This is a genomic window from Winogradskyella sp. PC D3.3 (assembly GCF_054366245.1).
On the sequence record NZ_CM135962.1, the window covers coordinates 2,933,525 to 2,958,494 of the forward strand.

At 33.5% G+C, this 24,970-nt stretch carries 25 protein-coding genes; 24 read left to right on the forward strand and 1 reads right to left on the reverse strand.

Features of this window, described 5'->3' with window-relative positions; translation table 11 throughout:
• The first annotated feature begins 100 nt into the window (after positions 1 to 100).
• The 8 genes from ACXGSQ_RS12865 (at position 101) to ACXGSQ_RS12900 (ending at position 6,934) form a co-directional block, all read left to right on the forward strand.
• A complete protein-coding gene (locus tag ACXGSQ_RS12865) occupies positions 101 to 1,045 on the forward strand; it encodes an aldo/keto reductase (protein ID WP_458626560.1) in 945 nt (314 codons plus the stop codon).
• Positions 1,046 to 1,068: 23 nt separating this feature from the next.
• Entirely contained in the window at positions 1,069 to 1,863 is a 795-nt protein-coding gene (locus ACXGSQ_RS12870; RefSeq protein WP_458626561.1) for an SDR family NAD(P)-dependent oxidoreductase, read from the forward strand.
• Positions 1,864 to 1,944: 81 nt separating this feature from the next.
• Positions 1,945 to 3,450 carry a BCCT family transporter gene (locus tag ACXGSQ_RS12875; RefSeq protein WP_458626562.1) on the forward strand — a complete coding sequence of 502 codons (1,506 nt, stop codon included), beginning with the start codon at positions 1,945 to 1,947 and terminating at the stop codon, positions 3,448 to 3,450.
• Between the two features lie 7 nt (positions 3,451 to 3,457).
• Complete coding sequence (locus ACXGSQ_RS12880; protein ID WP_458626563.1) at positions 3,458 to 4,087, forward strand: alpha-ketoglutarate-dependent dioxygenase AlkB family protein; 630 nt, start codon at positions 3,458 to 3,460, stop codon at positions 4,085 to 4,087.
• A gap of 260 nt (positions 4,088 to 4,347) precedes the next feature.
• On the forward strand, positions 4,348 to 5,013 hold the full coding sequence (gene nfsB / locus ACXGSQ_RS12885; protein WP_458626564.1) for an oxygen-insensitive NAD(P)H nitroreductase: 666 nt from the start codon (positions 4,348 to 4,350) through the stop codon (positions 5,011 to 5,013).
• Between the two features lie 20 nt (positions 5,014 to 5,033).
• On the forward strand, positions 5,034 to 6,041 hold the full coding sequence (locus tag ACXGSQ_RS12890; protein WP_458626565.1) for a zinc-binding alcohol dehydrogenase family protein: 1,008 nt from the start codon (positions 5,034 to 5,036) through the stop codon (positions 6,039 to 6,041).
• A gap of 165 nt (positions 6,042 to 6,206) precedes the next feature.
• Complete coding sequence (locus ACXGSQ_RS12895; protein WP_458626566.1) at positions 6,207 to 6,689, forward strand: cupin domain-containing protein; 483 nt, start codon at positions 6,207 to 6,209, stop codon at positions 6,687 to 6,689.
• A gap of 68 nt (positions 6,690 to 6,757) precedes the next feature.
• The gene (locus ACXGSQ_RS12900; protein ID WP_458629360.1) at positions 6,758 to 6,934 is read left to right on the forward strand and encodes an SDR family NAD(P)-dependent oxidoreductase; all 177 of its coding nucleotides are present in this window, start codon (positions 6,758 to 6,760) and stop codon (positions 6,932 to 6,934) included.
• A gap of 127 nt (positions 6,935 to 7,061) precedes the next feature.
• Here ACXGSQ_RS12900 and ACXGSQ_RS12905 read toward each other — a convergent pair whose 3' ends face one another.
• Positions 7,062 to 7,451, reverse strand: a complete 390-nt coding sequence (locus ACXGSQ_RS12905) for a winged helix-turn-helix transcriptional regulator (protein WP_458626567.1) — start codon at positions 7,449 to 7,451, stop codon at positions 7,062 to 7,064.
• 219 nt (positions 7,452 to 7,670) lie between these two features.
• On the opposite strand from ACXGSQ_RS12905, the gene nfsB (ACXGSQ_RS12910) reads away from it, so the two are divergent.
• The 16 genes from nfsB (ACXGSQ_RS12910) (at position 7,671) to ACXGSQ_RS12985 (ending at position 24,931) form a co-directional block, all read left to right on the forward strand.
• On the forward strand, positions 7,671 to 8,324 hold the full coding sequence (nfsB, locus tag ACXGSQ_RS12910) for an oxygen-insensitive NAD(P)H nitroreductase (RefSeq protein ID WP_458626568.1): 654 nt from the start codon (positions 7,671 to 7,673) through the stop codon (positions 8,322 to 8,324).
• A gap of 23 nt (positions 8,325 to 8,347) precedes the next feature.
• Complete coding sequence (locus ACXGSQ_RS12915) at positions 8,348 to 9,271, forward strand: alpha/beta fold hydrolase (protein ID WP_458626569.1); 924 nt, start codon at positions 8,348 to 8,350, stop codon at positions 9,269 to 9,271.
• 12 nt (positions 9,272 to 9,283) lie between these two features.
• Complete coding sequence (locus tag ACXGSQ_RS12920; protein WP_458626570.1) at positions 9,284 to 10,054, forward strand: hypothetical protein; 771 nt, start codon at positions 9,284 to 9,286, stop codon at positions 10,052 to 10,054.
• Positions 10,055 to 10,151: 97 nt separating this feature from the next.
• Positions 10,152 to 10,775 carry a putative quinol monooxygenase gene (locus ACXGSQ_RS12925; RefSeq protein WP_458626571.1) on the forward strand — a complete coding sequence of 208 codons (624 nt, stop codon included), beginning with the start codon at positions 10,152 to 10,154 and terminating at the stop codon, positions 10,773 to 10,775.
• A 12-nt stretch (positions 10,776 to 10,787) separates the two neighbouring features.
• Positions 10,788 to 11,690: a hypothetical protein gene (locus tag ACXGSQ_RS12930; protein ID WP_458626572.1), complete on the forward strand. Its 903-nt coding sequence runs from the start codon at positions 10,788 to 10,790 to the stop codon at positions 11,688 to 11,690.
• Positions 11,691 to 11,717: 27 nt separating this feature from the next.
• Complete coding sequence (locus ACXGSQ_RS12935) at positions 11,718 to 13,001, forward strand: carboxymuconolactone decarboxylase family protein (protein ID WP_458626573.1); 1,284 nt, start codon at positions 11,718 to 11,720, stop codon at positions 12,999 to 13,001.
• 52 nt (positions 13,002 to 13,053) lie between these two features.
• On the forward strand, positions 13,054 to 13,995 hold the full coding sequence (locus ACXGSQ_RS12940) for an NADP-dependent oxidoreductase (protein ID WP_458626574.1): 942 nt from the start codon (positions 13,054 to 13,056) through the stop codon (positions 13,993 to 13,995).
• 13 nt (positions 13,996 to 14,008) lie between these two features.
• Positions 14,009 to 14,953 (forward strand): alpha/beta fold hydrolase, encoded by a 945-nt coding sequence (locus tag ACXGSQ_RS12945; protein WP_458626575.1) that lies wholly within the window; start codon positions 14,009 to 14,011, stop codon positions 14,951 to 14,953.
• Between the two features lie 17 nt (positions 14,954 to 14,970).
• Entirely contained in the window at positions 14,971 to 15,564 is a 594-nt protein-coding gene (locus tag ACXGSQ_RS12950) for a DsbA family oxidoreductase (RefSeq protein WP_458626576.1), read from the forward strand.
• Between the two features lie 55 nt (positions 15,565 to 15,619).
• Complete coding sequence (locus ACXGSQ_RS12955) at positions 15,620 to 17,110, forward strand: aldehyde dehydrogenase family protein (protein WP_458626577.1); 1,491 nt, start codon at positions 15,620 to 15,622, stop codon at positions 17,108 to 17,110.
• A gap of 161 nt (positions 17,111 to 17,271) precedes the next feature.
• Entirely contained in the window at positions 17,272 to 17,889 is a 618-nt protein-coding gene (locus tag ACXGSQ_RS12960; RefSeq protein WP_458626578.1) for a MarC family protein, read from the forward strand.
• Positions 17,890 to 18,103: 214 nt separating this feature from the next.
• A complete protein-coding gene (locus ACXGSQ_RS12965) occupies positions 18,104 to 18,595 on the forward strand; it encodes a GbsR/MarR family transcriptional regulator (protein ID WP_458626579.1) in 492 nt (163 codons plus the stop codon).
• Positions 18,596 to 18,618: 23 nt separating this feature from the next.
• Positions 18,619 to 19,746 carry an efflux RND transporter periplasmic adaptor subunit gene (locus ACXGSQ_RS12970; RefSeq protein WP_458626580.1) on the forward strand — a complete coding sequence of 376 codons (1,128 nt, stop codon included), beginning with the start codon at positions 18,619 to 18,621 and terminating at the stop codon, positions 19,744 to 19,746.
• A 21-nt stretch (positions 19,747 to 19,767) separates the two neighbouring features.
• Complete coding sequence (locus tag ACXGSQ_RS12975; RefSeq protein ID WP_458626581.1) at positions 19,768 to 22,905, forward strand: efflux RND transporter permease subunit; 3,138 nt, start codon at positions 19,768 to 19,770, stop codon at positions 22,903 to 22,905.
• Between the two features lie 4 nt (positions 22,906 to 22,909).
• Positions 22,910 to 24,325 (forward strand): efflux transporter outer membrane subunit, encoded by a 1,416-nt coding sequence (locus tag ACXGSQ_RS12980; protein WP_458626582.1) that lies wholly within the window; start codon positions 22,910 to 22,912, stop codon positions 24,323 to 24,325.
• A 12-nt stretch (positions 24,326 to 24,337) separates the two neighbouring features.
• Positions 24,338 to 24,931 carry a TetR/AcrR family transcriptional regulator gene (locus ACXGSQ_RS12985; protein WP_458626583.1) on the forward strand — a complete coding sequence of 198 codons (594 nt, stop codon included), beginning with the start codon at positions 24,338 to 24,340 and terminating at the stop codon, positions 24,929 to 24,931.
• Positions 24,932 to 24,970: the final 39 nt, after the last annotated feature.

Here is a 24,970-nt window from a genome sequence, read left to right on the forward strand (position 1 = left end):
TTCTTAAAAACAGAAAACAATGCATGCCATGACTAGTATTTTATACCTCAAGCTATTTATGACGTTAAAAGATTTTTGTAAAAATTAATTATAAAACAACATGAAAAAAGTAAACATAGGACACACAGATTTAGAAGTCTCACGCATCAATTTTGGTGGGAACGTTTTTGGTTGGACTTTAGATGAAAAACAATCTTTCCAAATTTTAGATGCTTTTGCAGGAGCAGGATTCAACTTTTTAGATACTGCAGATACGTATAGTTGGTGGGTAAATGGCATTGGCGGACAATCAGAAACCATCATCGGCAAATGGATAAAAGCTCGCGGTAACAGAGACCAAATGGTTATTGCTACAAAGGTAGGCTCAGAAACCAAAGAACATCCAAAGGATATTAGCAGAAAACATATTTTAAAATCGGTAGATGAATCTTTACAGCGACTTCAAACCGATTATATCGACTTGTATTACACACATTTTGATGACGAAGTAACTACCGTAGAAGAAACCTTATCTGCTTACGACGAAATTATAAAAGCAGGTAAAGTGCGTCATATTGCTGCTTCAAATGTATCATCAGAACGGTTATTGGAGTCTTTTAAGGTTTCCGAAGAAAATAACCTTCCCAAATATGTGGCTTTACAACCGCATTATAATTTGGTGGAACGTGAAAATTATGAATCTAAATATGCAGATATTGTAGATAAATATGGGTTAAGTGTAATGACATATTTTTCTTTAGCAAGTGGATTTTTGACAGGTAAATACCGATCGGAATCTGATTTAGGCAAAAGTGTACGAGGAGAAGGAGTTAAGCAATATTTGAACGCAAAAGGTTTAGCCGTTATTAATGCATTAGACACGGTATCAGCAAAACATAGTAGCAAGCCAGCAACCGTAGCTTTGGCATGGTTATTAGTACAACCACATATTGCAGCACCAATTGTTAGTGCTACGAGCGAACACCAATTACAAACCTTATTTGATGCGCCTAAATTGAATTTGGATGCTGAAGATTTAGAACTATTAGAAAAAGCTAGCAACTAATTAGAAATTTAAAAGAAGACCAAATGGATTTAAAAATAAAAGGTAAAGTAGCATTAATTAGTGGATCTACTGCTGGTATAGGCTATGCAACTGCAGAGCGTTTTTTAAACGAAGGAGCTACGGTTATTATTAATGGGAGAACGGACGATCGAGTCAATGCAGCGATAGCTCAATTAAAAGCAAGTACTAAAAATGAGAATGTTTCTGGTGTTGCCGCCGATTTTTCTAAGGTAGCTGATATTAATAGATTACTAAAAGAAGTTCCAGAAGTTGATATTTTAGTAAACAACACTGGTATTTTTGAACCTAAAGCTTTTGCCGATATTCCAGATGAAGATTGGTTCCGTTTTTTCGAAGTGAATGTGATGAGTGGTATTCGCTTAGCGCGTCACTATTTTCCTAAAATGTTGAAGAAGAACTGGGGACGCGTTATCTTTATTTCTAGCGAATCGGCTGTATTTATTCCTAATGAAATGATTCATTATGGAATGACAAAAACCGCACAATTAGGAGTCAGTAGAGGTTTGGCAGAACTAACCAAAGGCACAAATGTTACGGTTAATTCTATTTTGCCCGGCCCAACAAAATCTGAAGGGGTTAGTGGGTTTATTAAAGATTTAGCTGAAGCAGACCATATATCAGAGGAAGACGTTGAAGCTGATTTCTTTAAAAATAGGCGTCCAACCTCTTTAATAGAACGGTTTGCTGCTGTGGATGAGATTGCAAACACTATTGTCTATTATTCTAGCGATTTAGCTTCTGCAACTAACGGAGCTGCTATTAGAGTTGAAGGAGGATTAATTCGTTCTATATTATAAACTATATCATTTTTCAGAAAAAGATTAGGGATTAGGATTTAAATTCTAATCCCTATTTTTGTTTAAATCAAAATACTTTTAATGTTCAGACACCTTCAGAAACATGCCATTTTATTCATTTCCATAGGCATTATATTTACTTGTACATTAATTGTGTTTTTTGCCACTAAAGCTAGCTATAATACTATAGAAAGCGCGTCATTATGGGTTCGGAATTATTTTGGATACTTCTATTTGTACTTAGGTTTTGGTTGTGTTGTAGCATTATTATTAGTTGCATTTTCCAAATACGGAAACATAAAATTAGGCAAAGCATCTACTAAACCAGAATACTCATTATGGTCCTGGATTGCTATGTTGTATAGCGCAGGAATGGGATCTGGTATTTTGCTAAGAGCCGTACAAGAGCCTGTTTATATGCAACAAAATCCGCCTTTTGCATCTGGCGTATCTAATGAAACTTTAGCATTGGAATTCACGTTTTACCAATGGGGAATTACAGCTTGGGCATTTTATGGGCTATTTGCAGTTATTGTTGGCTACGCATTGCACGTCAACAAAAAGAAAGTCAGAATTAGTGCCACCATTGAAGATCGTATTAAAAACAAACCCTTAAGAGCAAGTGTAGATATTATTACGATTATCACCACTATTTTTGGATTAATTGCAGCTATTGGTTTGGGTACTACACAAATTAATGGTGGATTAAATCACGTTTTTAGTACTAATTTTGGACTAATAACAACTATAATTTTGTGTGTTTTTATTTCTACAATAGCATGTTATTCTGCTTGGCAAGGCGTTAATAAAGGGATTAAAATATTTTCTAAACTAAACATTATTGTCACGCTATTCATCCTTTTATTTGTCTTTTTCACAAGTGATATACAAGGTATTATCGTTTCTTTTTTTACAGCTTTGTTTCAGTACATTATCGACTTTATACCTATGAGTTTGGCTATAGGAGATTATAATCCTGGATTAGAGTTTTTAACAGGATGGACCTTTTATTATTGGGCATTTTGGTTAGCTTGGGCACCTTTTACAGGTATATTTATTGCGCGTATTTCTAAAGGAAGAACGATAAGACAATTATTATTAGGTGTGCTAATTATTCCTAGTTTAGGAACCTTCTTTTGGTTTTCGGTTTTTGGTTCTTCAGCATTTCATTTAATTGAAGCTTGGGGCACTTACGATAACCAATTCGGGAATGTATTCTCATCTATTTTTGTGTTTTTTGAACAGTATCCGTTTGCTACATTTTTAAATATAACCTCTATATTTTTATTAATTAGTTTTTTGATTACATCTGTTGATTCCGCAGTATTCGTACTAAGTATGTTTACAGATAAAGGGTCTAAAAACCCAAATAAAACGCATCGTGTCATCTGGTCGGTTTTCATCTTATTAGCAACTATTGCTTTAATTCTTTTAGGTAATATTAAGGCAAATGTCAATGTATTGGAAGCTGTGCAACGCTTGTTAATTATAACGTCGTTACCGTTTTCGTTTTTCATCATTATTATGTTTGTTTTTTTTGTAAAAGATCTTAGAAAAAAACGACTAACAGCCAATAATTTAGAATAGGATTACTATGGAATCATTCAATCAAATAGATTTGTTTTCGACTAATGAGGTCCATAAAACGGAATTTGATTTACCTGGTGCTGTTGTTACTTTATTTGAGAATTTCTTTTCAGAAGAAGAAAGCGATAGATTGTATAATAGCCTTTTAAAAAATACCAATTGGGCGCAAGACCAAATGGCTATATACGGTAAACAAATAGACTTACCTAGACTTACCGCTTGGTATGGCGATACGGATTTAGAAGTGGCCTATGTTGGAAAAACAACAAAGCTACGTCCTTGGACTCCGGAGCTATTAAAAATCAAACAACGCATAGAGCAGGAGGTAGACATCAAATTTACGCGCTGTTTACTTAATTATTATAGAGATGGAAAAGACAGCGTAGATTGGCATCAGGATTATGAAGTAAATCAACGCAAAAACACGGTTATCGGCTCCGTTACTTTTGGAGAAACGAGACCTTTTCAACTAAAACACGCCACGCGTAAAGATTTAAAACGGTTGGACATTCCTTTAAAACACGGCAGTTTATTGCTAATGCAAGGTGCTACTCAAGATAATTGGAAGCATAAAATTCCGAAAACCACAAAAAAAATTAGACCACGAATAAACCTAACCTTTAGATGGGTTGGATAAAACCACAATGGTATTATTAATCAAGGATTAACTAAAAATAAATGTACGTTCTGCAGTTTGGAAGCGTGCTTATTGTTTTTTTATGAAAACTTTTGGAATTCACCTTTAAACATACTGTTATTACCTGTTTTTATACATCAATTTGGGTCTAATTACCAGTTATTTTTGTACTATCATTTATGACCGTTATTGTGAGGTTTTAATACTATACTTACTTTTGTCACTATAAAAATGATAGTTAATTAAAAAAACATATAAAAATGAATTTACAAGACACATTAAACTGGAGATACACTACGAAGGAATACGACACCACCAAGAAAATATCTGATGCAGATATGGCACAAGTCAAAAATTTATTACGAATGAGTCCTTCAAGTATTAACCTTCAACCTTGGCATTTTATTATTGCTGAGACTACAGAGGGAAAAGCGCGTATGACAAAAGGAACACAAGGCTTTTTTCATTTTAATGAACCAAAAATAACGAATGCATCAGCAGTAGTATTGTTTTGTTCAAAAACGAGTGAGGGTGCAGATGATGCTTTTTTTAAACACCTTTTAGAAGTACAGGATAAAGACGGAAGATTTCCTAATGAAGACATAAAAAACGGAATGTACGGAGGAATGAACGCTTTTGGTGACATTCATAAATATGATTTAAAGGATTACCAACATTGGATGGAAAAGCAAGTATATCTTAACATTGGTAACTTTTTATTAGGAGTTGCTAGTTTAGGTATCGATGCAACACCAATGGAGGGTATTGATGTAAAAGCGTTAGATGAAGAATTCGGATTAAGAGCAAAAGGATTTACCTCTTTAGTAGTTGTTTCTTTAGGATATAGAGCAGCATCTGATTTTAATTCGACGGACAAAACACCAAAATCTAGATTACCACAAAGTGAAATTATCACTGTAATATAATTGCAATAATTATAATTCAGATGAAAGCAATAGGATATAAAGAGAATTTACCAATTGATAATGTAAATTCTTTACAAGACATAGAATTAGAATCGCCAAAAGCAACAGGAAGAGATATTCTTGTTGAAATTAAAGCGATTTCTGTAAACCCAGCAGATTACAAAGTACGTGCAGGAATGCCTGTAGAAGGAGACGATTGGAAAGTAATTGGTTGGGATGCAACAGGAATTGTAAAGGAAATTGGAGAAGATGTTTCACTATTTAAAGTGGGTGATGAAGTTTGGTATGCTGGCGATTTTACGCGTCAAGGGAGTTATGCGCAATTTCAAGTGGTAGATGAACGTATTGTGGGTAAAAAACCTGCAAGTTTATCGTATGCAGAAGCTGCTGCATTGCCATTAACATCATTGACGGCTTACGAAATGTTATTTGACAGATTACAGGTGTCTAAAGACGATGCCAATAAATCTATTTTAATAATAGGAGCAGCTGGAGGCGTTGGTTCTATAATGGTGCAATTAGCTAAAAAGCTAACAAAACTGAACATTATTGCTACTGCTTCTCGCGAAGAAACTACTGATTGGTTAAAAGAATTAGGTGCAGATACGGTTATCAATCACAGAAATAAATTGAATGAAGCGTTTGAGAAATATAGCCTTCCTGCGCCAGAATATGTGGTGAGTTTAAATGCTACGGAACAACATGTAGATGACATTGTAAAGCTGATTAAACCACAAGGGAAATTCGGATTTATTGATGATCCAAAAGTAATGAATGTGATGCCTTTTAAAGGGAAAGCAGTGTCTACGCACATCGAGTTAATGTTTACGCGTGCTATGTTTCAAACAGAAGATATGATTGAACAACATAACATTTTAAACAAAGTTTCTGAATTAATAGACAACGGAACAATTAGAACCACTTTAGGTGAGAATTTTGGAACTATAAATGCTAAAAACTTACGTAAAGCACACGCTTTTTTAGAAACAGGAAACGCAAAAGGTAAAATTGTTTTAGAAGGGTTTTAGACTGAATAAATACCAAAAAACATTAACAATACGTCACTTCGAGTGTTTTTATTGGAATAAAATGAAAATAAAAATGTATCGAGAAGCACAGCAATCAGAATGGTTCTCGATACAAAATTCTGAAAAATAATTTCACTCGAACTGACGAAATATATAAATAGAAAAATGAATTTCAAATCAATTATAGCAGCAGCAGCAGCAGCTGTAACCGCATTTTTTGCTAGTAACACGGTAAATGCACAAGTAAACACCATAGATTCTGTAGCAACATCAAAAGTGCAACATTTCAATTTTGATGATATGGCATCAGAAACTATTGGAAAAGGTATTAAACGTAAATGGTTTCACGGAGAAAAAGGACAAATGACGATTTTCAATTTAGAAAAAGACGCACATATTCCTTGGCACAAACACCCAAACGAGCAGATAACATACATCATGTCTGGTAAGGTTAAAATCAAGACTATTATTGATGGTAAAGAAACATATGTAGAAGTTGGAGCAGGAGAAGTGATTGTTTTTCCTGAAAATGTACCTCACGAATTTTGGGCATTAGAAGAAACTGTAGATTTAGATGTGCACGTGCCTGTTCGTGAAGATTGGTTGTCTAAAGAGCTTCCGGATTACTTGAAGAATAGCAAAAATTAATTAATAGTCCCTAAGTATTGATTAATAGCAGGAAGAAGCCACAATATACTGTGGCTTTTTCTATTTGAATACTAGTTGCTGATTTTTCAGATTTAAAAGCAGTTAAACAACTTGCAGAACAGATTAAATTCGAGATTCCGAAAATTAATGTTTTAATAAACAACGCTGGGATTTTTAAAACGAAAACAACTATAACTAAAGACAGTTTAGAAATTAGAATAGTTGTTAATTACTTAGCGCCATAGGTGTTAACAAATACTATAGCTTATGATGAAGCGAACATTAAAAACTTATTACGACTAACGGATAGTGTATTGTAAACGCTTCGTTTTGAAAATTAAATAAGCTATCAATTTGGATAGCTTATTTAATTTACTCTCCTTCTTCAAACAAAAACTCGCCTTTTGTTTCTGCTGCATGCAAACCCCATTCTACAATAAGGGTTAGAATAGGAGTAAGGGTTTCACCAAATTCGGTAAGCTTATATTCCACTTTTAAAGGTGGTTTTTTGGTAAAGACTTTTCTGCTTATAATGCCATCTGTTTCTAATTGCTTTAACTGTAAACTTAGGGTACGCTCTGTAATGCCTGGAATTTCCTTTCGCAATTCGTTATAGCGTTTTTTATCACCAATTAAGTGGGTAAGGATGACGCTTTTCCATTTGCCCCCAATCAATTCCATGGCCGCACTTGTTGGGCAAAACGATATTTTATCGTTGATTTTAATCTTTGGTTTTTTTTCAAACAGTTCTTTTCTGTCCATATCTAAAGTAATTAATATAATGCAAAGATAACACGCTTTATTTTAGTATGCAACTATACTTTTTATAGTAAAAATTTTACGTATACTATTCTGATTTACAGTTAACTAAGAATTAAATAATATACTATACTTCTTGACCGTTATTGCACAGCATTAATACTATACATACTTTTGTCACTATAATTTTGATAGTATAATTTACCAACTAAATATAAAAAGATGAATTTAAGTGAGATTTTAAACAACCGCTACACCGTAAAAGAATTTGATGCGACTAAAAAAGTATCTAATGATGATTTTGAACAAATCAAATCATTATTACGTTTAAGTCCATCAAGTATAAACCTACAGCCTTGGCATTTTATAGTTGCTGATACAACAGCAGGTAAAGCGCGCATTGCAAAAGGCACGGAAGGAACCTTTCCTTTTAATACACCAAAAGTTTTGGATGCTTCTCACGTAATTGTAATTGCAGCAAGAACCAATGTCGATGAGAATTATATCAAAAGCATTCTAGATAAAGAAGACGACGATGGGCGTTATGCAAAACAAGAATATAAAGACCAAGCTTACGCAGGACGAATGATGTTTGCTAATCTGCATCGATATGACCTTAAAGATGTACAACCTTGGATAGAAAAACAAGTGTACCTTAATATGGGGTCATTGTTAACAGGTGCAGCTGTTTTAGGCATAGATGCTTGCCCAATGGAAGGGGTTGATGTAAAAGCTTTAGATAAAGAGTTTGGCTTACGTGAAAAAGGATATACCGCGTTAGCTGTAGTGTCTTTAGGATACAGAAAAGACACCGATTTCAATTCAAAACTTCCAAAATCCAGATTTTCAGAAGATACCATTATTACCAAATTATAATCCCTATAAAAACCATATAACTAATGAAAAAATTCTTTAAAATAATTGGAGGTATCATCGTGAGCTTGTTAGCAATTGGTGCTATAGTATTTTTCTTTTTCCCAAAAGTGTTGGTAGATCAAACGAATGTGAGTTATGCTAGTGCTGCAAACTTGGAAAAGAAAACGGTAGAAGTAAATGGATACACCGTACATTTTTACGAAAGCAAAGCGAATGATGATAAACCCAACTTTGTAATGCTTCACGGAATGGCAGACGATAAAAGTAGCTTTTTACAAACGGCTAAATTTCTATCTAATGATTATCATCTAATTCTTCCTGATTTGGCTGGACACGGCGATAATGAAAGAAAACAGGGATTGGACTATTCTATAGATGGACAAGCCACTTTCTTAAAATCGTTTTTAGATCAACTTAACGTAACAAACTTTAACCTCATAGGTAATTCAATGGGCGGACACACAGCTGCTGCCTACGCTATAAAATACCCTAATGATGTTAAAAATTTAATCTTATTAGATGCTGCGGGTATAAAAATAGATGACCACGTTGTGTATGGTGGTTTTGGTAAAAAAATCGAAAATAAAGAAGAGTTAGATGTTGTGCTTCAACGTGTTTTTTACAAAGTACCAGACCTTCCAGGACCCATAGCAGATTATATGATTGAGACCGTGAACAACAGTAAAGATTTTGTTGATGACACGTTGATTCCTGCAATTACGAACGGAAAATACTTCAATCTTAAAGACGATGTTCAGTCTATAAAAGCACCAACATTAGTATTACAAGGGAAACACGATGAAGTGGTACGTTTTAATGTAGCTGAATACTATAAAAACCATATTCCGAATGCCGCTCTAGTAGTTATCGAAAACGCAGCACATTCTCCTCAATTAGAAGTTCCTGAAGAAGTTGCTAATGATATTAAAAAGTTTATAAAATTATAAAAACACATAATTATGAACACTAACACAAAAACTATTCATGCAGCTATTGTGCAATATCACCGTTGGTATCTTTTTTATGAACGTGATTTTGAAAACAAGCAACGCCTAGAAAACCAGCTAGAAATTTTAGCAGATTCTATAAAAATGAAATCTGCAGCGGGAGAAATGCAGGGCAAAGAAAATTATCCTGAAAGATTAAAAGTCTATAAAGGCTGGAAAAATGCGCATCATATCCAAAATATAATAGTTAACAAATTAGAGGATGGCACTATTAACCTAGAGGCTGATATTGTGTATCAAAATTTAAAATCAGATGGATCTAATGATAGTTATCCTTTGCATTACAGCACGTTTTTAAAAGAAGTCCCTAATGCTCAATTACCAGTATTTACAGAGATAAATATTCAACCAACGGGAGAAATTAAAAATCCTACGTTTGAAGACGCCTATCCAGAAAACAGAATGTTATCGCTCATGCATTATTGGTTGTTAAATATGGAACAATTAGATGGTAATGTGGAACCTTTTAAAGAAGTATTAGCTGAAGGTTTTAATCTTAATTTTTCAACAAATAGCGAGCCTATTGTTACCATAGAACAATTAGAAAAATGGTTAAACGGAACGCCATTACAATTAGCAGAAAGCAGTCATTTCCCTGAGAACTTTTCTGTAAAAGTCATTTCAGAGAACCAATATGAAGTTAATGTTGATTTTGTTTGGAATGGAGAAACAAAAGACGGACAAATAGTTACAGCAACTACAGCACACCATTGGATTGTATAGGACAATCCTAATGACAGATTTGCAAAAATAAAAGAGGTTTCCATAACCCAAAAAGTACCACTAACCCCAAGAAATTAGATTCTTATAAACACATATTATGAAAAGCACCATAGTAAAATTCACAGCAAAACCAGAACACGCCACAAGTTTTGCAGCAACATTAAAAGAAGCACAAGCAGCAACACAAAAAGAAGCTGGTAATAAAGACATTAAAGTATTTGTATCTAAAACAGATGCTAATGTATTTTTTGTTTACGAACGTTGGGCAGATAAAGCAGCAATAACGTCTCATGATAACGAGCCACACACGCAAATGCTAATGCAAGTAGGGCAAACTGCGTTACAAACGGCTCCAGATTTCTACTTTTTAGGAGATACTAATCCGTTACCAGACCATTCTAAATCTGCAAATCCGGAAGACGACGTATTTATCATTTTCTTCATTTTTAAGTTGAAAACAGAATTTAGAGCACAACTTTTAAATCAGTTTGAAGACCACATTACACATACCAGAAAAGAGGAAAAAGGAAATATACTTTTTGACTTATACACGGTAGATGACCAAGAAGATACTTTAGCGGTTTATGAGCATTGGAGAACAGCATCTGATGTTTGGGATATTCACTTTCACCAGCCATACGCTGTTAAAACAGGTAAACTTATGGAAGAAGCTGTGATCGGTGATTTAAAGCAGTATATGAATTTTGTAACTGAAATTTAAAAAGTATTAAAAATGAAAAATAGAATTATAGCATTAGTTTACGGAGTTATTGTGGCAGTTGGTATTCAGGACATTTCTGCTCAAGAACCAAGTATGAGAACGTTTAACGAAAACACCAAAGCAGTACAATTAGAAAAGGGTACGATGCAAATTTTTGATTACGGAGAAACGAAAGTCCATACTTATGAAACCAAAGGTTTTTTTAATACACATGTTTTTTTTGTTGAAAAAAACGAAAAAGGGGTGTTGATTGAAACACCACCAATGAAAGATAATTACAAGGAGCTTGTAAATTATATAGTTGGTTTAGGGTATACAAATATTGAGGTGATGGTTTCTTATCATTTAATAGGAAAGCACTTTTTTGATACGGACAAACTAAAGTTCAACCATGTATATTCTAATCAAGAATCTTTAGATTATATGACAAATTCTGGAAATGAATCGCTATCAAAATTAGCAGAAGTCTCAGGTGAAGATCTAGACGAAACTACAATAGTGCCAACCGATTTGCTAGAAGCAGGAGTACAAGAAATTTCAGGGATTCCTTTTATAATTACGCCTACGGGTTTTGGATTTGATATAGAAATGCCAGAAATAAAGGCAGTTCACTTGCATATGGTTGGTCACGATAACCATACAATGATTTTTAATTCAGAATTTATAGATACCGTAATTAACGAGCTTTCTGCTTTTCAAGAAAAAGGGTATACCACCTATTTTTCTTCACACAGTGCACCCGAAACTTCGGGAGATGTGACCATTAAAATCAACTATCTTAAAGAAATGAAAGCTATTCTTGCTGCTTCTAAAAGTAGCGAAGAATTCATTCAGAAAATGGATAAAGCCTATCCTAATTTTGGATGGAGAAACTACCTGTTAGGGAGTGCAAAAATGCTATTTCCTAAAAATTAATTCAAGAACAACAAAAAAAATAGCTTTATGAAAACGCAAGTAATTTTAGTATTGGCATTGTTTTTCACGTTTACAAGCATTGCGCAAAACACACAAGAGGATAATTATAAAACAGGAGTAAAAATTATAGATGAAGTAAATGGAGAAGGTGCTTCAAAAGGATTAGAAACGGCTTTTAAAAGCGTGTCTCCAGATATGGCAGATTATATTATTCGTTATGGTTTTGGAGAAATTTACAACAAAGCAGGTTTAGATTTTAAAACTAAAGAATTACTAATTATTGCGAGTCTTACTACACAAGCCAATGCAACATCACAATTAAAATCTCATATGAAAGCTGCACTTAACCTTGGTGTAACCCCAAATGAGATTTCTGAAACGATGATTTTACTAAGTTTATATACTGGTTTTCCGGCTGCAAACAATGGGATTTTTGCTTTGAAAGAAGTTTTAGATGAAACAAATTATACTGCTTCTTCTAAAATAAATTCAACAAATCAATTAATTAAAAATTGGGAATTAGAGGGTTTTGCTATGCCAGAATCTATAGTAGCTTCTCCAACTGAAGATTGGTTGTATGTTTCTAACGTAAATCAAAATGAAAAAGCCTATATAAGCCGAATTACAAAGGATGGTAAAGTAAATAATTACAAATGGGTAACAGGTTTAAATAACCCTGCTGGTTTAGCTTTATACCAAGACAAATTGTATGTAGGTGATGGTAAGGAACTTCATATAATTGATGTAAAAAAAGGTAAGCTGATAAATAGCTTTACATCAACAGATGTGGTTTCATTAAATGATGTTGTAGTTTCTAAAACTGGACAGGTTTTTATCTCTGATATTGCAGGTGGAAAAATTTTTACTTTAGAAAATAACAAACTAGTAGTTTGGTTTCAATCACCCGAAATTAAACATCCAAACGGGATTTTCATTCAAGATGATAATTTAATTATTGCTGATTTTGGGGCAGAATTATCATTAGAGTTAACTCCAGATAAGTATGGTAGTTTATATAAAGTCAACCTAAAAAACAAAACAGCTACGATGATTAAAAGTGGGTATCAATTAGGTGCTTTAGATGGTTTAGCAGCAGTTAAAGATGGATATTTAGTTACTGGTGGTACGGTTAGCGATTTGTTTTTTATTAACGATAATGCCAAAAAGTTAATTGGAACTTTTCCAAAAGGTTTAGCAGATATAAGTATTCTAGGCAATACGCTATATGCTCCAATTCTCTTTAGTAATAAAATTGAAGCTTTTTCACTGCCAAGAGACCTTACCACAAGTAAAATTGTTGATGAGAAGTAACAAGACATCATCATAAAAAAAGAAGATTTAAACAAATTAAAAACACATCATAATGAAAGCGATATTATTAAAACAAGCAGGAGGGCCCGAAAATCTGTACTTAACAGAAGTACAAAAACCGAGTATAAAAGACAATGAAGTACTAGTGGCAACCGAAGCAATTTCGTTAAATCCAGCGGATGTAAAACCAAAGTACAATGACAATATGTTGAGTATGATGTATGGTACAAAACGTCCCGTAATTTTAGGTTGGGATTTAGCAGGAACGGTTACAGAAATAGGATCTGCAGTTACCAACTTAAAAGTAGGGGATAAGGTCTTTGGGATGGTAAACTTCCCTGGTGTTGGAAATACGTATGCGGAGTTTGTAGCAGCTCCAGAAGCACATTTAGCGGTAATGCCCAATAACGTTTCTTTTGAAGAAGCTGCAGCAACGACATTGGCAGCCTTAACCGCATTACAAATTTTATCAGGAAAAATTAATAAAGATGATAAAGTCTTAATACAGGCGGGTTCTGGTGGTGTTGGGCACTTTGCTATTCAAATTGCTAAAAGCTTTGGAGCGTATGTAATTACTACTGCTTCAGCTAAAAACAAAGATTTTGTATTGTCTATTGGTGCAGATGAAGCTATTGATTATCACACACAAAAATTTGAAGACATTTTATCAGATATCGACTTTGTTTTAGATACACAAGGTGGTAAAGTTTTAGAAAATTCAGTAAAAGTTTTAAAAAATGGAGGAGCAGTTATAACCACTGTCGCACCAGATTTACAAGAAGAAGTTAAGGCTGAAGCCGAAAAAGAAAACAAAACAATTGCTAACATTTTAGTACATTCTAGTGCCGAAGATATGAATACCTTAAAAGGGATGTTAGAAAGCGGAGCTATTAAACCAAATATTTACAAAACTTTTACCTTCGAAGATATGGCGAATGCACATAGAGAAGTTGAAAAAGGAAGAACAGTTGGTAAAGTGATTGTTACTATTTAAGAGCAATTTGGTTATGGAAAATAATAATTCTACAAACGCTTTAATTTTTAACAAAGATGCATCAAACCAAAAGAAAAGACCTTTTCTAGTAGATAAAGAAGAGTATCCTTTTAAAAGTAATTGGTATGACAAAGACGGTGTTTCAATGCACTACATAGATGAAGGAGAAGGCATACCTATTGTTTTAGCACACGGAAATCCAGAATGGTCATTTATATCTAGAAATATTATAAAAGCGTTATCTGGGGAAGCAAGATTAATAGCTTATGACTTACCAGGTTTTGGATTTTCAGATACACCTAAAGATTTTGATTATACGCCACAAGAGCACGCAAAATGGGTGAAATCTTTGGTGCTTGATCATTTAAAACTTGAAAAGTTTATTTTGGTTGTGCAAGATTGGGGCGGACCAACTGCATTGCATCTTGCTACAAACCATCCAAATAGGATTCTAGGAACCGTTATTTCTAATACTTGGGCGTGGAAAGCGAATCCTGAATCAGAAAAATTTTCTAATTTTTTTAAAACTGAAGAAGGTAAGCGACTTATTTATGAGGAGAATTACTTTGTAAGAACATTGCTTTTAAAAAGTATGAATAAAAAATCTGGCAATAATCAAGCGATTATTAATGCTTATGAAATGGCATTTCCAACACCAGAATCTAGAAAAGGAACATTGATTTTTCCACAGCATATTACACTTTCAGAATCTTGGTTTCTAGAAATAGAAGAAAAATTACACCTTTTAGCAGACAAGCCAGTGGAGTTGATCTTTGGTGAGAAAAATAGAACTCTAGGAAATCCAGAATCTATTGCTAAATGGCGTTCTTATTATCCAAATGCAAATGTTCAATTATTGCCTAATGCAGATCATTTTACGCAAGAGGAAAGCCCTGAGAGCTTTGTGTTTGCGCTTAGACGAATATTAAAAGAGAATAAAAATTCTAATAAAAAGTAATTAAAAAACGAGATAAAATGAAATACCAAATTACAATGTTTTCTGATTTTCAATGCCCTTATTGCTATATCGCAAAAGGAACTATGGATAGCCTGAAAAAAGAATATGATATTGAAATTAACTTTAGAGGATATGAAATTCATTCAGACATACCTGAAAACGGTATTCCCTCAAAAGATTATTTCCCAAATGCAAAACAGAAAAATATTCAGCTACAAGAATTTGGACGTCAATTCGGTTATGAATTTGCAGATATAACTGCTATGCCTAATTCTAACAAAGCATTACAAGTTGCAGAGTATGCTAAAGAGGTAAACAAATCTGATGCGTTTAATACACTAATGTACGAAGCATTCTTTTTTAAAGATATAAACATAAGTTTGGTTCCTGAAATAAAAAAAATGGCATTGACAGTAGGTATTTCTGAAGCAGAAGTTGATCAGGTTTTAGCTACAAATAAGTATAAAGAAATATTAGATTCCAATAAAATATTTTGTAGCGATAATAATATTTCGAGTGTTCCAACTTTTATTATTAATAATAAAATTATAGTTGTTGGAGCTCAAAGTGCTGAAAATTTCAGAAAAGTCTTTGAAGAATTAAAAGCATAAATATACAGTAACGATTATATAAAATTTTTATAAGAACATATAAAACATACAGAAAATGAAAACACAAGACGAATTACCAAATTACACCAAAAAAATATTTGTTGGTGGCGAATGGAAAGACGGAAAAGGACCAGCAATAAAAGATATTAACCCTTGGAATCAAGAAGAATTATTCTCTTTAAATAGTGCTACCGAAGATGATGTAAATGAAGCTTTTGAAACAGCAGCTATTGCACAAAAAAAATGGGCAGCAGTATTACCTCCAGAAAAAAGTAGAATGATGCTTAAGCTTGCCGAAGTGGTAAGAAACAGAAAGCAAGAATTTGCAGAATGGGCAAGAAAAGAAGTGGGAGCAACCTTAGCAAAAGGTTATTTTGAAGCCGAATTAGTAGCTAGTGTTTTTGAAAGTTCTGTGCATTTACCATTATTAGTAGAAGGTAAAATTTTACCACGAGATATAGAAGGCAAAGAATCTATTGCCGTTAGAAAACCATTAGGAGTCATTGGCTTAATATCACCTTGGAATTTCCCAGGACAATTAACAGCACGTACACTAGGTCCTGCCTTAGCAGTAGGTAACGCAGTTGTTTTAAAACCAGCATCGACATCTATAGTAACTGGAGGATTAATTTTTGCTTCATTTTTAGAAGAAGCAGGTTTCCCAAAAGGATTGTTGAGTGTGTTGCCAGGTAGTGGAGGTACTATTGGTACAGCGATTACCAAACATCCAATTTCAAAATTAATTTCTTTTACAGGTTCAACTCCCGTTGGTCGTCAAGTAGGTCAAAATGCGTTGAGTGCTGATATTATTAAAAATATTGAATTAGAATTGGGTGGTAATAGTCCGTTTGTAGTGCTCGAGGATGCAGATATTGATCAAGCGGTTGAAGCTGCTGCTTGGGGTAAATTTATGAATCAAGGTCAGATTTGTATGGCTATAAACAGAATTATTGTAGAAGATAAAGTCTATGATGAATTCACAGAAAAATTTATCGCCAAAGTTAAAACTTTAAAACGTTTAGATATGAATGATCCAGATACGTTCATTGGACCAATCATTGACCAAGCTCAGTTTGATACTGTAAAAAACTTAATAGAATCAGCCAAAGCTGAAGGTTATAAAATGGCTTTAGGCGGTGAAGCAGAAGGTTTACATATGCCACCACATGTTTTTGTAGATGTTGATGAAAATTGTCCGTTGTTTAAAAACGAAATATTTGGACCTGCTGTATCTATTGCAAGAGCAAAAGATATGGAGGATGCTTTACGCTTAGCAAATGCAACAGATTATGGTTTGTCTAGTGCTGTATTTACACAAGATGAAGCAAAAGGAATGGCATTTGCACAAGGTATTGAGGCTGGTATGACGCATATTAACGATCAACCAGTTAATGATAGTGCTTATGCACCATTTGGTGGCGTTAAAAACTCAGGATTAGGTAGGTTTAACGGACAATGGGGCGTAAAATCGTTTACCGTAGCCCATTGGATTACTATTCAAAAAACACCAAGAAAATATCCATTCAAAGCATCTGACTTTCAATAGAATTAAAATTTTTATTTAATAAAATGCTACAATTAATTGCATAATTAATCGTAGCATTTCTTATATTAAACAACAATCCAAAATTTTTGAAAATAAATCTTGATAGATTTAGTAATAAAGAAGTAGTTTTGCGTTTTTTTTTAATCAAAATTTCCCCTTAAATGGATAACTTAATAACATTTTGTATTACCGTATTCACGGGATTTTTTGCCATTACAAATCCGATATCAAATATGACGGTTTTTGTAGCCTTAACCCAAGGCGCTAATAAAAAAACAAAAGACGACATTAATAAAAGAGCCAATATTATTGCGTTTATTATTGTTACCGTATTTGTGTTATTAGGAAAATTTATTTTTGAGTTATTTAACATCAGTATTCCTGCATTTAAAATCACAGGTGGCATCTTAATATTTTATATCGGTTTTGAAATGTTGCAATCTAAACAATCTAATGTTAAAACACTCAAGCATGTCGATATTGATGAAAACATTGCAGTTTCACCATTAGCCATTCCTATTTTAGCAGGACCAGGAACGATTGTTACAGCGATGAATTTTGTTGCTAATGTAGAGCCCATTCATATCTTTTTAGTGATAGCTATATTCGGGTTAATGAGCGTACTTGCTTATACAACCTTTAGACTAAGTGACCTTATTGTTAAATTAGTAGGAAATAATGTCATCTCTGTTATTGGAAAAATAATGGGATTAATTATCGCTATTATAGGCACAGGTATGATTATTACAGGAATAAAAATTTCATTTAATCTAATGTAGTACCCTCTTTTTAAAGTCGTTTTATCGACTATTTCAATTCACAAAACAAGTAAAAAATAAACCTACCAATGGTATTGAATTAGGGGCTTAATATTTTTAACATTCATTTAACTTCGATTTGTTCGGTTTGTTCCGAACCAATAAATATCTTTGCAAAGAATTTACTGCGTTGCGATAACTCATTTTCAAAACACAGTAGTAAAATAGTTAAAAAATGAAAGAAAATATCTGCCAAAAAAAAATGGCCTTAGTTGAGAAACTAGGAGTTCATTTAGAGAACAGAGAACAATTAGCTCCTGTTGCTGCGCGCATTTTGTCTTACATTATACTTACTGGTAAAAGAGGAGCCACTTTTGAAGACTTGGTAAGTACCCTTTGCGCTAGTAAGAGTACAATTTCAACGCACCTTAATCATTTAAAAGATTTAAACAAAATTGAGTATTTCACAAAAACAGGAGATCGTAAAAAGTATTTTATAATTAATAAAGACACCATAATTCAACATGTCGATAGAATGATAAGCCATTGGCAAGAGGAACGCGAAGTACATCTAGAAATTAAAAGTTATAAAGAAAACCAAAACAATGAAAAAATTATAAATGATGATGAAAAATTCGATTTAACTTTTCATAACGATTATATCAAGTTTATAGACGAAGCATCGTCATCTGTAAAAGCCTTAAGAGAAAAATTAATTAATCACTAATTCCATATTTAAAGAAAAAAGAAATGAAAAAGACTAATTTATACACTATCCTAGGATTATTCTTAGTTATTGTCAGTTGTGGAGACAAACAAAATGCTACAGCTGCACCAGCTCAAGCTCCGCCAGCACCTTTTCCGGTGACTCAAATACAAACAAAGACAGTAACGGGGTATACTGAATACCCAGCAACTATTGAAGGTATTGTAAATAGTGATGTAAGAGCTAAAACGTCTGGATATATTGAAAAAGTATACGTTGATGAAGGTCAGAAAGTACGTAAAGGACAACTATTATTTAGACTCGAAACACAGTCTTTAAGTCAAGATGCAAGTGCTGCAAAAGCACGTGTTAATGTGGCACAAGTAGAAGTTAACAAGCTAATTCCTTTAGTAGAAAAAAATATTATTAGTCCTGTACAATTAGAAACAGCCAAAGCTAATTTAGCACAAGCCAAAGCTAATTATAGTAGTGTCACCGCTAATATTGGCTATGCCTCAATTAAAAGTCCTATTGATGGTTATGTTGGTTCAATTAATTTTAGAGAAGGGGCTTTAATTAGCCCAAATGATGCCACTCCATTAACTACAGTAAGTGATATTAATCAAGTTTATGCATTCTTTAGTTTTAATGAGGCACAATACATCAACCATTTACAACGATCTGAAGGCAAAACAAAAGCAGAACGTATTAAAAATTCACCAGATCTAAGTTTGATTTTAGCCAATGGAAAAGAATATGCCGAAAAAGGGAGAATCCAAACCAGTACAGGACAAGTCAATCAAAATACAGGAACTATAAAAATTAGAGCTGCATTTAATAACCCTAACGAAATTTTAACCAACGGAAACAGCGGAAAAATAAAATTCCCTATAGAATACAAAGACGCCATTGTAGTCCCTCAAACGGCAACATTTGAGCAACAAGGCAATATTATGATATTTAAACTTGGGGCCGAAAACAAAATTGAAACGTCTATTATAAAAGTTCAAGGTACTGTAGATAACTTATATGTTGTAGAATCTGGCTTAGATACAAATGATAAAATCGTTGTAACTGGAGTTGGTAAATTAAGAAATGGTATGGTAATCTCTCCACAAGAAGTATCTTTTGAAGAAGCTCTTAAACCTATAGCCACTTTATTTAAAAACTAATTAACCTAGAAAATAGTAATCATGTTAAAAACATTTATTGAAAGACCTGTGCTTTCAACAGTAATCTCTATTATCATAGTTTTGCTTGGAGTTATTAGTATCACAAGCTTACCTATTGAAGAGTATCCCGATATTGCACCACCTACGATTAAAGTTACGGCGAATTATACAGGTGCAAATGCAGAAACCGTTTTAGAAAGTGTCATTATTCCAATTGAAGAACAAATCAATGGAGTAGAAGGTATGACCTATATTACCTCTACAGCATCTAACACTGGTTCTGCTGAAATTACAGTATATTTTGATCAAGAAATTGATGCCGATATTGCCGCTGTAAACGTTCAAAACCGTGTTGCTAGAGCAACACCTTTATTACCCTCAGAGGTTACACAAACAGGTATTATAACGCAAAAGCAAGAAACTAGTGCTTTAATGTTTATTTCTATGTATTCTGAAAGTGAGGATTATGATGCCACATTTATTCAGAATTACTTAAAAATTAATGTTATTCCTGCTATGCAACGTATTAGTGGTGTTGGAGACGTTAGTGTATTCTCTCAACAAGATTACGCGATGCGTATTTGGTTAAATCCTGAAAAATTAGCCTCTTATGGTTTAATTCCTTCAGATATTTCTGCCGCTTTAGCTGAACAAAATTTAGAAGCAGCAGCAGGTTCTTTAGGACAAAATAATGGTGAATCATTTTCGTATACATTAACCTACAGTGGCCGTTTTAAAGATGAAAGCCAATACAGTGACATTGTTATTAAAGCCTTAGGAAATGGAGAGTTTTTAAGATTGAAAGACGTAGCGACTATTGAATTAGATGCACAATCGTACTCATCTAACGCCATGAGTTTAGGTAATCCAGCTGTATTCATGGGGATTTTTCAAACCAAAGGTTCCAATGCTCAAGAGATTATTGAAAATATCAAAACCACATTAGAACAGGTAAAAGCAGATTTACCTAAAGGCTTAGATATTTTTGTACCCTACGATACGAGTTTATTTTTAAATGCTTCAATTGAAAAAGTAGTATCTACTTTATTAGAAGCCTTTTTACTAGTGTTTTTAGTGGTTTTTATCTTCTTACAAGATTTCCGATCAACTTTAATTCCTGCCATTGCAGTACCCGTTTCTATTATCGGTACCTTCTTTTTCCTAAATGTTTTTGGGTATTCCATTAACTTATTAACGCTATTTGCCTTAGTCCTGGCCATTGGAATTGTAGTCGATGATGCTATTGTGGTAGTAGAAGCCGTCCATGCTAAAATGGATGAAGGCGAACACAATCCTAAAAAAGCAACCTTAACGGCTATGAACGAAATTTCTGGAGCAATTATCTCAATTACGTTGGTAATGGCTGCAGTATTTATTCCTGTGACGTTTGTAACCGGTCCAACTGGTGTGTTTTATGAACAATTTGGTGTGACTTTAATTATTGCGATTCTAATTTCGGCAGTCAATGCCTTAACATTGAGTCCTGCTTTATGTGCCTTATTATTAAAAGAACATAAAGACGATGAAGAATTAAAAGGAAAAGGGCCGTTAAAACGTTTTTACACTTTATTTAATCGTGGCTTTAATGCTACCGTAGATCGTTACGGAAAATCACTTCATTTTTTATACAAAAGAAAAATTATTTCTGTATTACTTTTAGTCATTGCAGGAGTAGGGATTTACTGGGCTTCTAAAACAACTCCTACAGGATTCGTACCTAATGAAGATAGAGGTATTATTTTTGCCAATATCGAATTGCCACCAGGAGCATCTTTAGATAGAACCGATGCCGTTGCCAGAAAATTATATGAAAAAATTGAAGGCATAGAAGGTATTGTTGGGGTTAACTTTATAAAAGGACGAAGTTTAATTAGTGGTGCTGGTAGTAACTTTGGTTTTGGAATTATCAAACTAAAAGACTGGGGAGAACGTAAAGACGAAGCGCTTTCGGCCCAAGCTATTACCGGAAAATTATTTGGTATAGCGGCGACTATTCCAGATGCTAATATTATTTTCTTCTCACCACCAAGTATTCGTGGTTTCGGTAACTCGGCTGGGTTTGAAATTAATTTGTTAGATAAATTTGGAGGGGAATTCTCAGACTTAGACAAAGCTAAGAATGACTTTACAATGGCTTTAATGCAACGTCCAGAAATTAAATATGCAACGTCATCATTCAACACTAACTATCCACAATATGAAATGGATGTTAATGTACCTCTAGCTAAAGAGAAAGGAGTTTCGGTAACGAGTATCTTTTCAACCTTGCAAGGATATATCGGTGGAATTTATGCGTCTGATTTTTCTAAATTCGGTAAACAGTTTAGAGTTTATATACAAGCCTTACCAGAAGACAGAGCAGATGAAGACGCTTTAAATAGTATGTATGTAAGAACAAGCTCTGGTAAAATGACACCAATTACGCAGTTTGTAAGCTTAAAACGTGTATATGGTCCACAATCGGTGACGCGTTTTAATCTTTTTAACTCAACCACTATAACAGGTGCCACAAATGACGGATTTAGTACTGGTGACGCTATTAGAGTTATTGAAGAAGAAGTCGCTAAATTACCAAGTAATTATACTGTTGCTTATTCAGGTTTAACGCGAGAAGAGGTCAATGCAGGTAATCAAACCACCTTTATATTTATCTTAAGTATTTTATTTGTGTATTTCTTATTAAGTGCACAATACGAAAGTTATTTATTGCCATTTGCTGTGGTATTATCACTTCCTTTCGGTGTCTTTGGAGCCTATATAAGTACGAAGTTCCTAGGCTTAGAGAACAATATTTATTTCCAAATTGCTTTAATTATGCTTATTGGATTATTGGCCAAGAATGCCATTCTTATTGTAGAATTTGCCTTGCAAAGACGGAAAAATGGTGAGAGCATTGTTAATTCTGCAGTTCAAGGTGCTAAAGCACGTTTACGACCTATATTAATGACCTCTTTCGCATTTATTTTAGGATTAATGCCATTAGTCTTAGCAAAAGGTGTTGGTGCAGAAGGAAACAACTCTATTGGTACAGGAGCTGCCGGAGGTATGCTTATAGGAACTATTTTAGGAGTCTTTGTAATTCCAATCCTATTTATATTATTTCAGTGGTTACAAGAAAAAGTTTCTAGTAAACCAGCAGTACAAACTATTGAAAAATAAAACGATGAAGTCAACTATAAAACATAGAAATTTTAATAAAGGAGTCTTATTACTTATTGTTGCATTAACATTACAAAGTTGTTTTGTGGCGCAAGATTACGTAAGACCTGAATTGTCTGAAACAGAAACACTATATAGAACCGATAACCTGTCTACAGATAGTGTTTCTATTGCAGATATATCTTGGAAAAATTTATTTACAGATCAATACCTTCAAAATTATATAGAAGAAGGTCTGCAAAATAATATGGATATTCGCATAGCTTTGCAGCAAATCATTGCCGCAGAAGCTTATGCTAAACAAGGCAAAGCTGGGTATTTACCATCAGCAAGTATTGGCGCCAATGCTACACATCAAGAATTGTCAGAAAATAGTCAGTTTGGGTCGTTGTTTAGTGGCGGAATTGACACCTATGACATTACAGCAAACTTATCTTGGGAAGCCGATATCTGGGGAAAAATAAGAAGTAATAAAAGAGCAACACAAGCTGGCTATTTACAGAGTGTGGCTGGGCATCAACTGGTAAAAACACAATTAATTTCTAGTATTGCCAACACCTATTATAATTTACTTGCTTTAGATGCGCAATTAGAAATAACAAAGCAAACTATCGCAACGAGAGAAAGTGGAGTTAAAACCATTAAAGCTTTAAAAGATGCAGGACAAGTAACACAAGTTGCGGTAGACCAAAATGTAGCGCAATACAACAACGCTAAAGCCTTGCAAGTCGATATTGAAACAGCTATTTTTAAAACTGAAAATACCTTGAGTATACTATTAGGTAAATCTGCTCAACATTTTGAAAGAAGCAGTTTAGATCTTCAGAATATTGAACAAGATATTGTATTAGGTGTACCTGCCACTTTATTAAGTAACCGACCAGATGTTATGTCTGCTGAATATGGTTTAATTCAATCCTTTGAACTAACGAATGTAGCGAAGAGCAATTTATATCCATCATTAAAGTTAACAGCTTCAGGAGGGTTTCAAAGTTTAGAACTAGATAAGTTGTTAAATGCAAATTCATTATTTGCTACTATTGTAGGTGGATTAACACAACCCATCTTTAATCAAAGACAATTAAAAACACAAAAGGAAGTGGCTATTGCACAGCAAGAACAAGCTTTACTTCAGTTTAAAAAAACCTTATTAATAGCGGGTAATGAAGTCTCTAATGCTTTATATGCTTATGAAGCGGAAACTAAAAAATTCGAGTTTAGAAAAAACGAAGTCGAAGCATTGCGTACCGCTGAAGCTAACTCAGAAGAATTACTTAAAAATGGATATGCCAACTACTTGGACTTATTAACAGCAAGACAAAGTGCCTTAAGTGCTGAATTAAATATTATAGATAGTAAACTACAACAATTGATATCTATTGTAGATTTATATGAAGCCCTTGGTGGTGGATGGAGATAAAATAATTGCAAAATGATAACGAAAGCAGAATTGTTAAAATGTTCTATTACAAAGTTTACCCAATTTGGTAGTAAACATATAACATTAGACCAGTTAGCAAAAACGCTTGGCATATCAAAAAAAACGATCTATACATTCTTTGATAACAAAGAAGACCTCTTAACTTCTGGTCTCGAAAGTTTATTAAATGAGTATAGAGAAGATATAAATAAGATTGTTTCTAGTAATAGTGATGATCCTGTTTTGAGTGTTATATTAATTTACAAAAGAGGGTTTGAGTATATGAGATACTTTAGGCCCTCTTTTCTTTTCAGTTTAAAAAAATACTACCCTAAAGCAAGTCAATTGTTTGATGACTTTATCGAAGAATTATCAAACCACATAGTATACCCTTTACTGCGACAAGCACAAGAGTCTGGTACCATAAAAAAAGACGTTAATTTAGAATTAGTGGTAAAAATCTACTTTTTTAGAATTGATAACCTTGTGTTTAAAGAAAACAACTTATTCGAGTTGTACCCAAAAGAAGACTTATTCAATAATTTGGTCATTTATAACCTTAAAGGCATTATTAATTCCGATTATTCTAATTCATATTTTGATTAGTTTTACTAAAGCAGAAGTAATTCTTTGAATTATTTTAAT

Bases quoted from the DNA above. Each gene is read 5' to 3' on its own strand.
- ACXGSQ_RS12865 (WP_458626560.1), top strand. From the start codon at position 101: ATGAAAAAAGTAAACATAGGACACACAGATTTAGAAGTCTCACGCATC.
- ACXGSQ_RS12870 (WP_458626561.1), top strand. From the start codon at position 1,069: ATGGATTTAAAAATAAAAGGTAAAGTAGCATTAATTAGTGGATCTACT.
- ACXGSQ_RS12875 (WP_458626562.1), top strand. From the start codon at position 1,945: ATGTTCAGACACCTTCAGAAACATGCCATTTTATTCATTTCCATAGGC.
- ACXGSQ_RS12880 (WP_458626563.1), top strand. From the start codon at position 3,458: ATGGAATCATTCAATCAAATAGATTTGTTTTCGACTAATGAGGTCCAT.
- nfsB (WP_458626564.1), top strand. From the start codon at position 4,348: ATGAATTTACAAGACACATTAAACTGGAGATACACTACGAAGGAATAC.
- ACXGSQ_RS12890 (WP_458626565.1), top strand. From the start codon at position 5,034: ATGAAAGCAATAGGATATAAAGAGAATTTACCAATTGATAATGTAAAT.
- ACXGSQ_RS12895 (WP_458626566.1), top strand. From the start codon at position 6,207: ATGAATTTCAAATCAATTATAGCAGCAGCAGCAGCAGCTGTAACCGCA.
- ACXGSQ_RS12905 (WP_458626567.1), bottom strand. From the start codon at position 7,451: ATGGACAGAAAAGAACTGTTTGAAAAAAAACCAAAGATTAAAATCAAC.
- nfsB (WP_458626568.1), top strand. From the start codon at position 7,671: ATGAATTTAAGTGAGATTTTAAACAACCGCTACACCGTAAAAGAATTT.
- ACXGSQ_RS12915 (WP_458626569.1), top strand. From the start codon at position 8,348: ATGAAAAAATTCTTTAAAATAATTGGAGGTATCATCGTGAGCTTGTTA.
- ACXGSQ_RS12920 (WP_458626570.1), top strand. From the start codon at position 9,284: ATGAACACTAACACAAAAACTATTCATGCAGCTATTGTGCAATATCAC.
- ACXGSQ_RS12925 (WP_458626571.1), top strand. From the start codon at position 10,152: ATGAAAAGCACCATAGTAAAATTCACAGCAAAACCAGAACACGCCACA.
- ACXGSQ_RS12930 (WP_458626572.1), top strand. From the start codon at position 10,788: ATGAAAAATAGAATTATAGCATTAGTTTACGGAGTTATTGTGGCAGTT.
- ACXGSQ_RS12935 (WP_458626573.1), top strand. From the start codon at position 11,718: ATGAAAACGCAAGTAATTTTAGTATTGGCATTGTTTTTCACGTTTACA.
- ACXGSQ_RS12940 (WP_458626574.1), top strand. From the start codon at position 13,054: ATGAAAGCGATATTATTAAAACAAGCAGGAGGGCCCGAAAATCTGTAC.
- ACXGSQ_RS12945 (WP_458626575.1), top strand. From the start codon at position 14,009: ATGGAAAATAATAATTCTACAAACGCTTTAATTTTTAACAAAGATGCA.
- ACXGSQ_RS12950 (WP_458626576.1), top strand. From the start codon at position 14,971: ATGAAATACCAAATTACAATGTTTTCTGATTTTCAATGCCCTTATTGC.
- ACXGSQ_RS12955 (WP_458626577.1), top strand. From the start codon at position 15,620: ATGAAAACACAAGACGAATTACCAAATTACACCAAAAAAATATTTGTT.
- ACXGSQ_RS12960 (WP_458626578.1), top strand. From the start codon at position 17,272: ATGGATAACTTAATAACATTTTGTATTACCGTATTCACGGGATTTTTT.
- ACXGSQ_RS12965 (WP_458626579.1), top strand. From the start codon at position 18,104: ATGAAAGAAAATATCTGCCAAAAAAAAATGGCCTTAGTTGAGAAACTA.
- ACXGSQ_RS12970 (WP_458626580.1), top strand. From the start codon at position 18,619: ATGAAAAAGACTAATTTATACACTATCCTAGGATTATTCTTAGTTATT.
- ACXGSQ_RS12975 (WP_458626581.1), top strand. From the start codon at position 19,768: ATGTTAAAAACATTTATTGAAAGACCTGTGCTTTCAACAGTAATCTCT.
- ACXGSQ_RS12980 (WP_458626582.1), top strand. From the start codon at position 22,910: ATGAAGTCAACTATAAAACATAGAAATTTTAATAAAGGAGTCTTATTA.
- ACXGSQ_RS12985 (WP_458626583.1), top strand. From the start codon at position 24,338: ATGATAACGAAAGCAGAATTGTTAAAATGTTCTATTACAAAGTTTACC.